Consider the following 14,458-nt stretch of genomic DNA (forward strand, 5'->3'; position numbering starts at 1 on the left):
TCGGCTGCTCTCAGCGCACGGCCAACGGCCAGCCGACTGAAGTCGGCTCTACCCTTTCCGCACGCTCACGTGCCGACGTGCACGCGCTCGGCCTGCTCAGCCAATCCCAGGTGGTCCAGCGCGATGTCCAGCGCCAGCACGTAACTCTGCGCACCGTACCCTGCGGCGATCCCCAGCCGCTGCCCCATGCCCGCCGGCAACCAGGGCTCGGCGACCGCCCCATCGTCATGCACTTCCACGTAGGCGTTATGCAGGTGCGGGAGCAACTGCTGCAGACGCATGCTGTCCGCGCAGGCGCCCGGATCCAGCAGCGTCACCTCGCCACGCGCGTGGTCGGCCACACGCAACGCATCCAACAGTTCCTGCTCCGAGCCGCACGCCCGGATCGCCACGCTGGTACCGGCATCCACGGCGCGGTGTACCAGCGTTTTCAGTACCAGCCCCGGCAGCGGCTCGGCGGTACGGATCAGCGCACCCGCTGCTTCTGGCCCCCGGATGATGAAGATCGACATGACGCAACTCTTGTTCGCAAGTGCGCCTGCGGCGCGGTAGGCACACAATGCGCGCGCCGCCCGTAACGCCTCCATGGCACGCACCGCGCAGCAGCGTAAATTCTGCGTAGCGTTCGTAGTTTCCCGGTAGAGCCGACAGGTAGAGCCGACTTCAGTCGGCTGCTTTCAGCTTGCCTGGGGCTTGCCTTGGTAGAGCCGACTTCAGTCGGCTGCTTTCAGCGCACGGCAAGGGCAGCCGACTGAAGTCGGCTCTACCTGTCGGCTCTACCCGTCGGCGCTACCCGCCAGGGAACCCAACCGCCTTTCCGCGGTCTTACCCCCACACCCACCCGAGCCTCGCCATGGACGCCACTGCCCGCCCCCCCGTTACCCGACGCGCCCTGCACTGGCTGAAGAAGGAAGCCCTGCCACTGGTGGTGATGCTCGGTCTGCTCGCTGCCGCCCGTGACACGCTGGCCAACCACTACGTCGTGCCCAGCGGTTCCATGCAGCCTACGTTGGAGCCCGGTGACCGCGTGGTGGTGGACATGCGCGCCTATGGATTGCGGCTGCCCTTCACCGCGCACGCGTTGGTGAACGTCGGCACCCCGCAGCGTGGCGAAGTGGCGGTGTTCGATTCGCCCGCCGATGGCACCCGGCTGATCAAGCGCGTGGTCGCCGTGGCCGGTGACCGGGTGGATGTACACGACGGCCATCTGAGCATCAACGGGGTGCCGCTGCAGCTCGGCAACACGGCGGCCGCAGAGCAGTTCGGCGCCCGTACCGCGCAACTTGACCTGGACATGGGCGGCGGCCCGGATGTTGCTGACGTGGTGGTGCCGGCCGGCAAGCTGCTGGTCATGGGTGACCACCGCGGCAACAGTTTCGACGGGCGATTCTTCGGCTTCGTCGACGCCGACAAGGTGTATGGGCGTGCGGTCGCGGTGTATTACCGGCGCGGCGAAGGGCTGGAGTGGTTGCGTCTTTGACCACCAACCCCCGGCCTGGGCCGGATTCCGATGTCGGATGCCCGATGCCGATGCCCGATGCCGATGCCGATGTCGGGGAACGGGGAACGGTAGAGCCGACTTCAGTCGGCTGCTCTTTGAGCGGGGATCCGGACCATCGCGTCCAGGGCAGCCGACTGAAGTCGGCTCTACCCCAGCCTACCCGTGCCCCGACTAACCAAGACGTAAGACGTATCAATCCGTACCGATCAGGTTATGGATCGACTCGTCATCGGGGTCTAGCCTAGTCATCTCCCCCCACCCCGGGCGCCTCTGTGGCCTTTCGATCCCATGAACGGTGACACCGCGGCAGCCATCGCGCACCGCACGTCCCACACGGACGCCACTTCAGCGAAGGCTACCCACATCGAGCAAGGCACCCCGGCGTTCCGGCGTACCGCGGTCGCGCTGTTCCTGGCTGGCTTCTCGACCTTCGGGTTGCTGTACACGGTGCAGCCGCTGCTGCCGGAGTTCAGCCGCCACTTCGGTGTATCCGCCGCCAACAGTGCGCTGGCGCTTTCGCTCAGTACGGGCCTGCTGGCAGTGATGATGTTGATCGCCGGCCTTGTCTCCGACCGCATCGGCCGCCGCAACGTCATGATCACGGCGCTGCTGGCCTCCACCGTGCTGTCGGCGGCCAGTGCGATGGTGGACGACTGGACCACCCTGCTGATCCTACGCGCGCTGTTGGGCGTCGCCCTGAGCGGCGTGCCTGCCGTGGCCATGACCTATCTGGTCGAAGAGATGGACAGCCGCGCGATGGGATTGGCGATGGGGCTGTACATCGGCGGCAATGCGGTTGGCGGCATGAGCGGCCGGTTGATCGCCGGCATCATCGCCGACCACTGGGGCTGGCGCTGGGGCATCGGGGTGGTGTCGATCATCGCCGTCGCCAGTACGCTGCTGCTGTGGATGCAACTGCCGCCGTCGCGGCACTTCCAGAGCCGACGCGGCGGGCTGCGCCAGTTGCCATCACGCTGGCGGCAGCTGTTCGCGGACCCTGGGCTGCCGTGGCTGTTCGCTACCGCGTTCCTGCTGATGGGCGTGTTCGTCACCACCTACAACTATCTCGGCTACCACCTGCTTGCCCCGCCGTATGCATTGAGCCAGACCGTCGTCGGCCTGATCTTCAGCGTGTATCTGGTCGGCACCTTCAGCTCGGCGTGGATGGGCCAGCAGGCGATACGCCATGGCCGCGGTCGTGTGCTTTCCATCAGCTATGCATTGATCATCGCGGGCATCGTGTTGCTGGTGATGCCGTGGCTATGGACCATGGCGCTCGGCATCGCACTGGTGACGTTCGGTTTCTTCGGTGGCCACTCGGTAGCCAGCAGTTGGGTCGGCAGCCGCGCCGGATCGATCCGCGCCGAAGCGTCTGCGTTGTATCTGTTTTCGTACTACCTCGGGTCCAGCGTGCTGGGCGCCGTGGGCGGGCTGGCGTACACAGCGTGGGACTGGGTGGGCGTATGCGCCTTCACCGGTGCGCTGACGCTGATCGGCGCCGGCATTGCCTGGCGCCTGTGGCGCTGCACCGCGATGGCTTGAGCGGCGCTCTCCATTGCATTTGGTAGAGCCGACTTCAGTCGGCTGCCTTTGGGTGATCGAGCGATGCGGCAAGCCGACTGAAGTCGGCTCTACCGGCCTCGTCAAACGGACCGTCCATCGTTGCACATCGCATTTGGTAGAGCCGCCTTCAGTCGGCTGCCTTTGGGTGACCGCGCGATGCGGCAAGCCGACTGAAGTCGGCTCTACCGGCCCTCGTCAGCCGGACCGACCGGCGCTCCACGTTGCATTTGGTAGAGCCGACTTCAGTCGGCTGCCTTCGGGTGATCGCGCGATGCGGCAAGCCGACTGAAGTCGGCTCTACCGGCCCTCGTCAAGCGGACCGACCGACGCTCCACGTTGCATTTGGTAGAGCCGACTTCAGTCGGCTGCCTTTGGGTGATCGAGCGATGCGGCAAGCCGACTGAAGTCGGCTCTACCGGCCGTCGTCAGCCGGACCGACCGACGCTCCACATTGCATTGGTAGAGCCGACTTCAGTCGGCTGCTTTTGGGTGGCCGCGCGATGCGGCAAGCCGACTGAAGTCGGCTCTACCGGCCCTCGTCAATCGGACTTACCAAACTCCGCCTGCAGCAGTGCGGTGAAATTGCGGATCAACGGGGTGATGCCTTCGCGCCGCCACACCAACTGTACTTCCGAATGGGCACCGCGGTCGCCGAGGGCCACGAAACACGCACCTTCAATCTGGATGTGGTCGCACGACGAAGGCAGGATCGCCGCGCCCAGTCCGGCGGCGGCCAGGCTGATCAGCGTTGATGCTTCACCGGCCTCCTGCACGATGCGCGGGGTGAACCCGGCTGCCGCACACAAGGCAATCATCTGATCGTGGATGCCGGCACCTACACTGCGGTGAAAACCTACAAAGGGCTCGTGCGCGAACTGCTTCAGCGGCAGCACGGTCGTCGCGGGGTCACGTCCACGCAGGGCAGGGTGGTCGCGATGCAGCACCAGCGCCAGTGGGTCGGTGAACAGGCTGCGCGCCACCAGCTCCGCCGGCAGCACGCGCTTGCGGATGATGCCCACGTCCAGTCGATTCTCCAGCAACGCGTCGATCTGCTGCAGGGTATTCATTTCGCGAAGCTGCAAGCGCACCTGCGGGAAGCGCTCCCGGTAACCGAAGATCGCGCGGGGGATCTGCGGCACCAAGGGGGTGGCGCGGGTCAGGCCGATGTGCAGTTCGCCTTGTTCGCCGCGCTGTACGCGCTGCACCTCGTCGACTGCGACGTCCACCTGCTGCAGGATGGCTCGCGCCTTTACCTGCAGCAGTACGCCGGCTTCGGTCAGTTGTACGCGCCGATGGCTGCGCACGAACAACGGCGCACCGAGCAGCTGTTCCAGCTGGCGGATCTGCTGGCTGAGCGGCGGCTGAGACATACCGAGCCGCTCGGCGGCCTGACCGAAGTGCAGCGTGTCGGCCACGGCGAGGAAATAGCGGAGATGGCGCAGTTCGATGGACATGGGGGCATTGTAGGTAACCGCAGACCGGTCAGGCGGTGCCGAGGGTAGAGCCGACTTCAGTCGGCTGGCGGGGAGCAGCCGATGGTAGAGCCGACTTCAGTCGGCTGACCGGAAAGCAGCCGACTGAAGTCGGCTCTACCAAGTGCGGGGCAGCGCAGCGCCAGCACCAAGTGCAGAGCAGCGCAGCGCCAGCACCAAGTGCAGAGCAGCGCGGCGCCAGCACCAAGCGCGGAGCAGCGCAGCGCCATCACCAAGCGCGGGGCAGAGCAGCGCCGGCACCAAGCGCGGAGCAGCGCAGCGCCAGCACCAAGCGCGGGGCAGCGCAGCGCCAGCACCAAGCGCGGGGCAGCGCAGCGCCAGTACCAAGCGCGGAGCAGCGCAGCGCCGACACCAAGTGCGGGGCAGCGCAGCGCCAGCACCAAGCGCGGAGCAGCGCAGCGCCATCACCAAGTGCGGAGCAGCGCAGGGCCATCACCAAGTGCGGAGCAGCGCAGCGCCAGCACCTCGCGCAGCGGCACCAGCGCCGCCGTCGTCGCCATCAGCGCTCGGAATGCCCACTCTGGTCGTACTCGCGCGGTGAGAACAGCTCCGGCTGGATCATCTCCACGAACGCGCGCGCCTGCGCCGACAATGCCTTGCCACGCCGCACGATGACGCCATAACTGCGCTCGGGGAACCACTCGCGCATCGAACGCGCCACCAGCTTGTGGGGATCGGCATCATTCAGGCACAGCGACGGGACGATGGAGATGCCCATCCCCATCGCCACGTACTGCTTGATCACTTCCCAGCCGCCGACTTCCAGCGCCACGGTATAGGGCAGGCGGTGGCGCTGGAATACCTGGTCCACCAGTCGGTAGGTGATCTGGCGCTTCGGCGGCAGGACCAGCGGGTGTTGGGAGATCGCCTCCAGGCTCAGCATGCCGCGCGCCAGCGGGTGGTCGTGCGGGGTGATCAGCATCTGCTCGAAGCGGTAGGCGGGGGCGTAGGTCAGGTCGGCCGGCACGTCGGTCATCGAGCCCACGGCCAGATCGACGGCATCGTCGCGCAGCAGGTCGGTGCCGTCGGCGCTGATGGCGTTGTGCAGGGTCAGGCGCACGTCCGGGTGCAGCTGGCGGAAGCGTTCGATGATGCGCGGCAGCAGGTACAGGATGGTGGAGCTGTTGGCCGCGATGTTCAGCTCGCCGGCGTCCATGCCGCTGACCTTGTCGCGGAACCGCGCTTCCAGTCCGTCCAGGTCTTCCACCAGCGGCTGGGCCATCTCGAACAGCAACTGGCCTTCGCGGCTGGGCACCAGGCGCCGCCCACTGCGCTCGAACAGCACCACGCCCAGCTCGCGCTCCAGCGCCTGCAACTGCTGGCTGATCGCCGGCTGGCTGACGAAAAGCGCCTCCGCGGCGCGTGACACCGACCCGAGTCGCACCGTCTGGCAAAACGCCCGCAGCGGTTTCAACCGGTCGGATTTGTAGGAAAAACGAGGGCTTGGCGGTGGTCGCGTGGACATCGTGTCATGAGTATAAGCACAACTTATCCAACGCATTGCAATATCTGCTTTGTCAAATACATCGCCGACACGGCACGGTAGGGGCGTCCCTCGATCCAGGAGTGTCCCGATGTCCGCCGTTGCTACTGCTCTCCCATCGCCGCCCGCCAAGCCGACGCCCGGGATCTCGCTGACCACCCAGGTGGCCGGCCAGGCCGCCCTGCTGCCCGCCCCGCTGCTGGCGCTGCTGGTGTCGCTGCACCGCGCCGTCGAGCCGGGTCGCCAGGCCCGCCTGGCCGCCCGCGTGCAGCGTCAGGCGTTCTTCGACCAAGGCGGTCTGCCGGACTTCCGCGCCGATACCGCGCCGATCCGTGCCGAGGATTGGAAGGTGGCACCGCTGCCGGCGGCGCTGCTGGACCGCCGCGTGGAGATCACCGGGCCGACCGACCCGAAGATGGTCATCAATGCGCTGAACTCCGGGGCCAAGGTGTTCATGGCCGACTTCGAGGACGCCACGGCACCGACCTGGCGCAACCTGCTGGCTGGCCAGCAGTCGCTGATCGGCGCGGTGCGCGGCGACCTGCAGTTCACCGCCCCGGCCAGCGGCAGCAAGCCGGCCAAGCACTACACACTGCGTCCCTATGAAGAACGCGCGGTGCTCATCGTGCGTCCGCGCGGCTGGCACCTGGACGAAAAGCACGTGCTGGTGGATGGCCAGCGCCTGGCCGGTGGGCTGTTCGATGCGGCAGTGTTCGCCTACCACAACGCCCGCACGCTGATGGCCAACGACCGCGGCCCGTACTTTTACCTGCCGAAGCTGCAGAGCATGGAAGAAGCTGCGCTGTGGGAAACCGCGCTCTCGCACATCGAAGGCATGCTGGGCCTGCCGCAGGGGCAGATCAAGGTCACCGTGCTGATCGAAACGCTGCCGGCGGTGTTCGAAATGGACGAGATCCTGCACGCGCTGCGCGAGCGCATCGTCGGCCTGAACTGCGGCCGCTGGGATTACATTTTCTCGTACCTGAAGACGTTCCGCCGGCATGCCGACAAGGTGCTGCCGGATCGTGGCCAGGTGACCATGACCCAGCCGTTCCTGAAGGCCTATTCGGAGTTGTTGATCCAGACCTGCCACCGGCGCGGTGCACACGCGATGGGCGGCATGGCCGCGCAGATCCCGATCGGCAACGATGCGGCCGCCAACGAACAGGCGATGGCCCGCGTGCGGGCAGACAAGCTGCGCGAGGTCACGGCGGGCCATGACGGCACCTGGGTGGCGCACCCGGCGTTGATCCCGGTGGCGATGGCGATCTTCGATGACCACATGCCCGGCGCGAACCAGCAGCAGGTGCTGCGCCAGGACGTGCGCGTGGACCGCGACCAGTTGATCGCGCGTCCGCCGGGCACCATCACGCGTGCCGGCTTCGACGGCAACGTGGAAGTGTGCGTGCGCTACCTGGCGGCCTGGCTGGATGGGAACGGCTGCGTCCCGATCCACAACCTGATGGAAGACGCCGCCACCGCCGAGATCAGCCGCAGCCAGCTGTGGCAGTGGCTGCACACGCCCGGGCAGCAGCTGGACGACGGCACGGCCATCGACCCGCCGCTGCTGGACAGCGCGTTGGCGCAGCTGCCCGCCCGCCTGGGTGACCGCGCGGCACTGCCCGGTGGCGGCCGCGTGGACGAAGCCATCGCGCTGCTGTCCGAGCTGAGCCGCGCCGATGAACTCAACGATTTCCTGACCCTGCCGGCCTACGCACGCATCGACTGATGCCTGCGCCTGCCCGTTTTTTCTTCCTGCTGTAGCACCGACGAACTGGAGATAGACATGAGCACGCTGCCCACTGCCGAACAGATCCAGCACGACTGGGACACCCACCCCCGCTGGCAGGGGATTGAACGCAACTACACCGCCGCCGACGTGGTGCGCCTGCGCGGCACCGTCCACGTGGAGCATTCGCTGGCGCGGTTGGGGGCGGAGAAGCTGTGGACGTACCTGCAGGAAAAAGAGTTCGTCAACGCGCTGGGTGCGCTGACGGGCAACCAGGCGATGCAGCAGGTGAAGGCCGGTTTGAACGCCATCTACCTGTCCGGCTGGCAGGTCGCCGCCGACGCCAACCTCGCTGGCCAGATGTACCCGGACCAGTCGCTGTACCCGGCCGATTCGGTGCCGGCAGTGGTCAAGCGCATCAACAACACGCTGCTGCGCGCCGACCAGCTGCACCACGCAGAAGGCAAGGATGACATCGACTTCCTGCAGCCCATCGTAGCGGACGCCGAGGCCGGCTTCGGCGGCGTACTCAACGCCTTCGAGCTGATGAAAGCGATGATCGAAGCCGGTGCTGCCGGGGTGCATTTCGAAGACCAGCTGGCCTCGGTGAAGAAGTGCGGCCACATGGGCGGCAAGGTGCTGGTGCCGACCCGGGAAGCCATTGAAAAATTGAACGCGGCCCGGCTGGCGGCCGATGTGCTGGGCGTGCCGACCCTGCTGGTGGCCCGCACCGATGCCGAGGCAGCCGACCTGCTGACCAGCGATATCGACCCCAATGACCAGCCCTTCGCCACCGGCGAGCGCACCACCGAAGGCTTCTACAAGACCCGCAACGGCCTGGATCAGGCCATCAGCCGCGGCCTGGCCTACGCGCCCTATGCCGACCTGGTGTGGTGCGAGACCGGCAAGCCGGACCTGGAGTTCGCCCGCCAGTTCGCCGAAGCCATCCATGCCAGGTTCCCGGGCAAGTTGCTGGCCTACAACTGCTCGCCCAGTTTCAACTGGAAGAAGAACCTGGACGACGCCACCATCGCGAAGTTCCAGACCGAGATCGCCAAGTACGGGTACAAGTTCCAGTTCATCACCCTGGCCGGCTTCCACGCGCTCAACTACTCGATGTTCAACCTGGCCCACGGCTACGCCCGCCGCCAGATGAGCGCCTTCGTGGAGCTGCAGGAGGCCGAGTTCGCCGCCGCCGACCGTGGCTTCACGGCGGTCAAGCATCAGCGCGAGGTGGGCACGGGTTATTTCGATGCGGTCACCCAGGCGATCCAGCAGGGCCAGTCCTCGACCACCGCGCTGACCGGCTCCACCGAAGAAGAACAGTTCAGCGCCGGCCGCGCCGCCTGACCATCGGCATCGTGACGGCCGCTGGCCGTCAGCCCTGCCCGGCACGCCCCGGGCAGGGCCCCTGACCCCTTCTTTCAACTAGCTGAAATCATTGGGCCCGGCCCTCTAAACTGAGACGCAGCGCACGGTTGAAAGCGGTGCTATGCTCCGCTCCTCAGAATGGGCAGTCTGATCACTGGGGCAGGGAATGAGCGGCAGGGGTGCGGTCGCAGACGCGTGTGCACGGACAGGCATTGCCACCACGGCGATGGCTGAGATCGTGCACGCCGTCCTGAGTCCCGAAGAGTTCGCCCTGTTTGCCAGCTTCGCCAACCAGCGCAGCCTGCGTGATGGCGATTGCCTGTTCCGCCGTGGTCACCGGGGCAGCAGCATGTTCGTCATCGCAGAAGGCGCCATCGAGCTCGACTTCGGCGAAGACCTGGTCATGAAGCGCCTGGGCCCGAACGAGTTCTTCGGGGAGCTGGGCCTGTTGATCGGTGACCACCTGCGCAGCGCCGATGCACGCGCGACCTGCGATACCGAAGTTCTTGAACTGGGTCATGTCGACTTTCATCGGCTGGTGGAAAGCGAGCCGGACCTGGTGGCTTATTTCCTGCGTCGTACCATCATGCGCGTGGTGGGCAACGAGCAGGCACTGATCAGCCAGCTGCGCCGCCGCAACCACGACCTCGAAACAGCGCTGGACAACCTCTACGTCACCACCCACCAGCTCAGCCACACCCGCGAGCTGGTGCGCACCGACGAGTTGACCGGCCTGCACAACCGGCGTGGACTGGCGCTGTACCTGCAGGAATGCCGCGGACACGAAGAGGGGCCCGCACAGGGACTGCTGCTGATCGACTGCGACCGCTTCAAGCAGATCAACGACCAGTTCGGCCACCAGGCGGGTGACCGCGTGCTGCAGAGCGTGGCCAACATCCTGCGCTCGATGGCCGGTGCCGACGATCTGGCCTGCCGCTTGGGCGGTGATGAGTTCTGCCTGCTGCTGCGCCGGGCCAATGCGCAGATCGTGCAGCACGCCGCCGAGTTCGTGCTCAGCGCGGTGCACGGTCTGCTGGAGCGCAGCCACGGTACGCCGCATGTGTGCCATCTCAGCATCGGCGCCAGCCTGGTCGATGCCACCGCCGACTGGAGTGAGTGGTATGCCAACGCCGATCGCGCGTTGTACCAGGCCAAGCGCGATGGTGGTGATCGGCTGCGATGGGTGCATGATGTGACGGACAGCGACTAGGGCGGAAATGACCATGCGCGGCGACAAGGAACCGTCCCCCCACGTCCCGCAACTGCGGGCGTTGTTGTTCACCGATCTGGTGGACTCCACATCGCTGGTGGAGCGCATTGGCGACACTGCCGCTGCAGAGTTGTTCCAGCAGCACGATCGCCTGGTGCTGGCCATGCAGCAGCGCTGGCACGGCCAGCAGATCGATCGCTCCGATGGCCTGTTCCTGCTGTTCGAACGCCCGGTGGATGCGCTGGGATTCGCGCTGGACTACCAGCAGGGGCTGCGCCAGCTCGGCCAGGCCAACAACGTCCCACTGTTCGCGCGGGCTGGCCTGCACGTGGGCGAGGTGATCCTGTGGGACAACAGCGCCGAGGCCATCGCCCTGGGTTCCAAGCCGGTGGAAGTGGAAGGCCTGGCCAAGCCGATGGCCGCACGCCTGATGCAGCTCGCGCGGCCGGGGCAGGTCCTGCTGTCGGCCACCGCCGAGTCGATGGTGCGGCGCGCGACCGATCGACTGGGTGACGTCGGCAAGGGGCTGAAGTGGAAGTCATACGGCCGGTGGCGTTTCAAGGGCGTGGCGCAGCCCATGGACGTCCATGGCGTGGCGACGCCCGAGTTGCCGCCGGTGGGCCGACCTCGGGCGACGCCGAAGGCCATGCGCGATATCCCGTTCTGGCGCCGGCCGATGGCGATGGCGGCGGAGGCCACGTTCGCGATAGTGCTGGTGGTGGGGGGCTGGTTTGCCACGCGTCCTACGCCTGCCCTGGCGTTCGTGGAACGCGATTGGGTCGTGCTGGCCGACGTGAGCAACCTGACAGGCGAGTCGATCTTCGATGCCTCGATGCGGCAGGCCATGTTGCTTGGCCTGGAGCAGTCGCCCTACGTGAACGTGTTGTCCGAGGGCAAGGTGCGCGAGAGCCTCGAGCTGGCGCGGCAGCCGACCGACGCCGTGCTGGATAGAAGGCGGGCGGTGGACGTTGCCAGTCGCGAGGGTGCACGCGCCGTCCTGCTGCCCAAGGTCATGCCGCACGCAGGCCGCTACGACGTGAGTGTGGATCTCGTCGATCCGACCGACAATAAAGTCGTCACGACCTACCATGCGCAAGCGTCCAGCCCGGACCAGGCCGTGGCAGCGGTCGGTGACGTCGTGGAGCAGCTCAGGCGTGGCCTGGGCGAACCGCTGGCAGCGCTCGAGAAATCAGTGCCCCTGCCGCAGGCGACGACCTCGAACCTGCGCGCACTGCGCGCCTATGCGCTGGGTGAAGTGGCGATGGGTCGGCGTCGTTTCGACGAAGCGAGAAACCTGTACCAGGCTGCGCTGGATCTGGATCCGGAGTTCGCGCTCGCTTACATGGGCATCGCGAAGTACCACGCGCGCACATCGAACACGCTCGAAGCACGCGAGCAGCTGCAGAAGGCGTTGGCGCTGCAAGGCCGACTGCCCTTCCGTGAGCAGCTTTACATGAAAGGCTGGCAGGCGGAGCTGCAACCGGGTGGGTGGCCGCTGGAACAGTGGCGGTTGCTGGCCAAGCTCTACCCCGATTCCTTTGCTGGCCTGTCCAACACGTCCTGGCACCTGTTGATGGACAACCGCTTCCGCGAAGCGGAGCCCTTCGCACGTGCCGCCGCCGTTCCGCAGGACCATCTACGGACCTATCCGATGCTGAACATCGCCCGGATCCAGATCGCAGAGAACCAGCCCGAGCGGGCCCTGCATACGCTCAAGCAGATCGCGGAACTGCGTGGCAGTCGTGGACCGGACGACACCCAGGTAGACGCGCTGGTGGCGCTGCGGCGCTATGACGAAGCGCTGGCCCTGCTGCGCAGCATGGGCAACGGCAATGATGCCCTGCAGTCCCTGATGTTCATGCGCGCGCGCATGCTGGTCGCCGCGGATCAGGGCGATTGTGATGCGATGCGCGTGGCCCTGGAGTCAGACAGTGCCAAGCCGGAACTGATCGACTACCGGATCCAGCAGCATCTGATGCACGCCACTGTCGCCACGCTGTGCAGCGCTGCCGATGAAGCGCCCTTGAGGGCATTGGCCGCCCAGCTGCAGCCCCTGCTCGCTGAGCGTGACAACCCCAACCTGACCGATCGCACGCTGCAGTTGCTTGCCTTGGCCTATCTGGGCCAACGTCAAGGATATGGGCGGTTGTCCGATGAGATCCTGCAGAAGAACCAGGCGCTGATTGATCTGCAGAAGAGTCCGGTCGTGGCGAAATGGCGCACGATCGTGCGGGCCATGGGCATGCTCGGCACAGGTGAGCCGGACGCGGCGATCAGCCTGCTTACGCCGCTTCTGGATGGCAGCGAGCCGGTACAGGCGCACGTGGTACTTCTGCAGGCCCACCGCGCACGGCGTGATGAGCGTGGCATCGTGCAACAGCAGCAATGGCTTGCACAGCACCGGGGGCAGGCCATTGCGGAAGTGGCAGCGCTGCAGGTCTGGCAGGCCCTCAATGCACACGACGTGGCGACATGGGCAGCGCCGGCCCATCCGGCCGGGCGCCGCTGATCCCTTCTCAGCCGATCGTCTCTCCCACCTTTCCTGCTTCGAACGCGAAGATGACCGTCATCGCAGCGGTGGACGTGCTCAGGTAGCTTTCCAGCTCGCTGCGAACCGCCTGCAGCTCTTCCGGGGAGGCCAGCACATCGACATCAAGGCAATCCTTGCAACCAGAGGCGTCGATGCCGATGGACGCCAACGCAGCGCCGGGATCGCTGGTGAACAACGCGCGGAATGCGGAATCACCGATCAGGCGATCAAGCAGCAGGGAGGCGTGCGCGGGCGTGAGCTGGTTGGCTTGGGCGTGTTGCGTCATGGTGTGATCCTTCAGGGGAAACTCTTCTATCGGCGGCAGCTTCGGGTAATTGAGCGACGTTCAATGCCGCGCTAAAGCATGGACGCGTCCAGCCGCTCTAGAGTGTCATCGCCTTGTAGACAGGAACTGGCATGCGTGTCCGCCGTTGTACCCATGTGGTGCTTGAGCCGCGTGAATCGGTGTCTTTCGACATCGCGGCGCTGCTCCGCGGGCGTGCTGCGGCAGACAGTCGATTTGAATGGGTAGCGTTCGCGTCCCATCTGGATGGGCCCGTTGCGGTAGATGAAGCGGCACGGGACCTGCTGGGATCGATCAGTGCACGACGTTGGTCGGAACGACCGCAGCCTGACCCCCATGCAGCGACAGTGTCAGCACTGGTCGAATGTGGGTTGTTGCTGGCTGATACCACCGGACATCACGGCATGCGGGACCGTGACGAAACCCTGCGCGATGCAAACTGGTGGTCGCTCACCGCGATCGCGCACCGCCATTCGCGCTGGGCAGGCGTGGACAGCGTGTCGGACATGCGTGCCCAAGGCTTGGATACTGCCACGGGGCTGCGTGCTACGTTGGGGCCACCCCCACCGAGTGTGTTGCCACTTGCAGGCCTGTATCAGCCGCTGCCGCAGCAGGGCGCGGATGCGTTTGATCAGCTGCTGGCGAATCGTGCCACCTGCCGCAACTTTGATCAGGACAAGCCGCTGGAACTGCCGCTTCTGGCGCAGTTGCTTCAGCGCACCGTCATGGCGCACGCGGAGGTCCGGATTGATCCGGAGACCGTCTTCCTGAAGAAGAACGTTCCATCCGGTGGTGGATTGCACCCTACCGAAACATGGCTGCTCGCGCTGCGCGTCGAAGGGTTGGCACCTGGGTTCTATCACTACCACCCTGTGCAGCATGCGTTGCTGCCACGCCCATCGCCTGCGCCTGAAACGTTGGCTGAGCTGGCTCGCCGCATGCTGTCCGGTCAGGAATGGTTCGCCGACGCGCCAGCGTTGCTGATCCTCGCGCCCCGCTTTGAGCGCAGCTTCTGGAAGTACCGCAATCACGCCAAGGCGTATCGTGCCGTTCTGCTGGACGTCGGCCACATCTCCCAGGCGATCTATACAAGCGCTACCGCCGCCGGTTTGGCGTCGTTTGTCACCGCTGCGATAAACGAAGAAGAGGTGGACCGCGCGCTGGGGGTGGATGGCGCAGGTCAGGGGGCGGTGGCCATCTGTGGCGTCGGCTGGCGTGCCGCAGAGCAGGTCACGGCGGAGTTCGATCCGCCGCGACACCGCCCCGGTTGAGCA

Annotated in this window: 11 protein-coding genes; 7 read left to right on the forward strand and 4 right to left on the reverse strand. The window is 66.1% G+C overall.

Going from position 1 to position 14,458, the window contains the following annotated elements; genetic code table 11:
• Positions 1–65: 65 nt before the first annotated feature.
• Positions 66–512, reverse strand: coding sequence for a 3-dehydroquinate dehydratase (locus IFT65_RS16510; protein WP_192082460.1), 447 nt, complete (start codon positions 510–512; stop codon positions 66–68).
• 341 nt (positions 513–853) lie between these two features.
• Here IFT65_RS16510 and lepB point away from each other — a divergent pair, with 341 nt between their 5' ends.
• Together lepB and IFT65_RS16520 are read left to right on the forward strand one after the other, a co-directional pair.
• A complete protein-coding gene (gene lepB / locus IFT65_RS16515) occupies positions 854–1,480 on the forward strand; it encodes a signal peptidase I (RefSeq protein ID WP_192082462.1) in 627 nt (208 codons plus the stop codon).
• Positions 1,481–1,789: 309 nt separating this feature from the next.
• Positions 1,790–3,043, forward strand: coding sequence for an MFS transporter (locus IFT65_RS16520; RefSeq protein WP_192082464.1), 1,254 nt, complete (start codon positions 1,790–1,792; stop codon positions 3,041–3,043).
• Between the two features lie 560 nt (positions 3,044–3,603).
• On the opposite strand, the gene IFT65_RS16525 is transcribed toward IFT65_RS16520, so the two are convergent.
• A complete protein-coding gene (locus IFT65_RS16525; protein WP_192082465.1) occupies positions 3,604–4,518 on the reverse strand; it encodes a LysR substrate-binding domain-containing protein in 915 nt (304 codons plus the stop codon).
• 538 nt (positions 4,519–5,056) lie between these two features.
• On the reverse strand, positions 5,057–6,022 hold the full coding sequence (locus tag IFT65_RS16530) for a LysR family transcriptional regulator (RefSeq protein WP_192082466.1): 966 nt from the start codon (positions 6,020–6,022) through the stop codon (positions 5,057–5,059).
• 109 nt (positions 6,023–6,131) lie between these two features.
• Between IFT65_RS16530 and aceB the strand changes: the two genes are divergently transcribed.
• From aceB to IFT65_RS16550, 4 genes are all read left to right on the forward strand, one after another.
• Entirely contained in the window at positions 6,132–7,769 is a 1,638-nt protein-coding gene (gene aceB / locus IFT65_RS16535) for a malate synthase A (protein ID WP_192082467.1), read from the forward strand.
• 57 nt (positions 7,770–7,826) lie between these two features.
• Entirely contained in the window at positions 7,827–9,119 is a 1,293-nt protein-coding gene (gene aceA / locus IFT65_RS16540; protein WP_188325720.1) for an isocitrate lyase, read from the forward strand.
• Positions 9,120–9,306: 187 nt separating this feature from the next.
• Positions 9,307–10,350, forward strand: coding sequence for a GGDEF domain-containing protein (locus IFT65_RS16545; RefSeq protein ID WP_192082468.1), 1,044 nt, complete (start codon positions 9,307–9,309; stop codon positions 10,348–10,350).
• A gap of 13 nt (positions 10,351–10,363) precedes the next feature.
• Complete coding sequence (locus tag IFT65_RS16550; protein WP_192082470.1) at positions 10,364–12,859, forward strand: putative peptide modification system cyclase; 2,496 nt, start codon at positions 10,364–10,366, stop codon at positions 12,857–12,859.
• 7 nt (positions 12,860–12,866) lie between these two features.
• Here IFT65_RS16550 and IFT65_RS16555 read toward each other — a convergent pair whose 3' ends face one another.
• Positions 12,867–13,166 (reverse strand): NHLP-related RiPP peptide, encoded by a 300-nt coding sequence (locus tag IFT65_RS16555; protein WP_192082471.1) that lies wholly within the window; start codon positions 13,164–13,166, stop codon positions 12,867–12,869.
• Positions 13,167–13,297: 131 nt separating this feature from the next.
• Here IFT65_RS16555 and IFT65_RS16560 point away from each other — a divergent pair, with 131 nt between their 5' ends.
• Positions 13,298–14,455: a putative peptide maturation dehydrogenase gene (locus IFT65_RS16560; protein ID WP_192082473.1), complete on the forward strand. Its 1,158-nt coding sequence runs from the start codon at positions 13,298–13,300 to the stop codon at positions 14,453–14,455.
• Positions 14,456–14,458 lie beyond the last annotated feature (3 nt).

The organism is Stenotrophomonas sp. CFBP 13725, assembly GCF_014841935.1.
Classification (GTDB): Bacteria; Pseudomonadota; Gammaproteobacteria; order Xanthomonadales; family Xanthomonadaceae; genus Stenotrophomonas.

Coding starts and splice junctions, on each gene's coding strand:
- IFT65_RS16510 (WP_192082460.1), bottom strand. CDS start 512: ATGTCGATCTTCATCATCCGGGGGCCAGAAGCAGCGGGTGCGCTGATC.
- lepB (WP_192082462.1), top strand. CDS start 854: ATGGACGCCACTGCCCGCCCCCCCGTTACCCGACGCGCCCTGCACTGG.
- IFT65_RS16520 (WP_192082464.1), top strand. CDS start 1,790: ATGAACGGTGACACCGCGGCAGCCATCGCGCACCGCACGTCCCACACG.
- IFT65_RS16525 (WP_192082465.1), bottom strand. CDS start 4,518: ATGTCCATCGAACTGCGCCATCTCCGCTATTTCCTCGCCGTGGCCGAC.
- IFT65_RS16530 (WP_192082466.1), bottom strand. CDS start 6,022: ATGTCCACGCGACCACCGCCAAGCCCTCGTTTTTCCTACAAATCCGAC.
- aceB (WP_192082467.1), top strand. CDS start 6,132: ATGTCCGCCGTTGCTACTGCTCTCCCATCGCCGCCCGCCAAGCCGACG.
- aceA (WP_188325720.1), top strand. CDS start 7,827: ATGAGCACGCTGCCCACTGCCGAACAGATCCAGCACGACTGGGACACC.
- IFT65_RS16545 (WP_192082468.1), top strand. CDS start 9,307: ATGAGCGGCAGGGGTGCGGTCGCAGACGCGTGTGCACGGACAGGCATT.
- IFT65_RS16550 (WP_192082470.1), top strand. CDS start 10,364: ATGCGCGGCGACAAGGAACCGTCCCCCCACGTCCCGCAACTGCGGGCG.
- IFT65_RS16555 (WP_192082471.1), bottom strand. CDS start 13,166: ATGACGCAACACGCCCAAGCCAACCAGCTCACGCCCGCGCACGCCTCC.
- IFT65_RS16560 (WP_192082473.1), top strand. CDS start 13,298: ATGCGTGTCCGCCGTTGTACCCATGTGGTGCTTGAGCCGCGTGAATCG.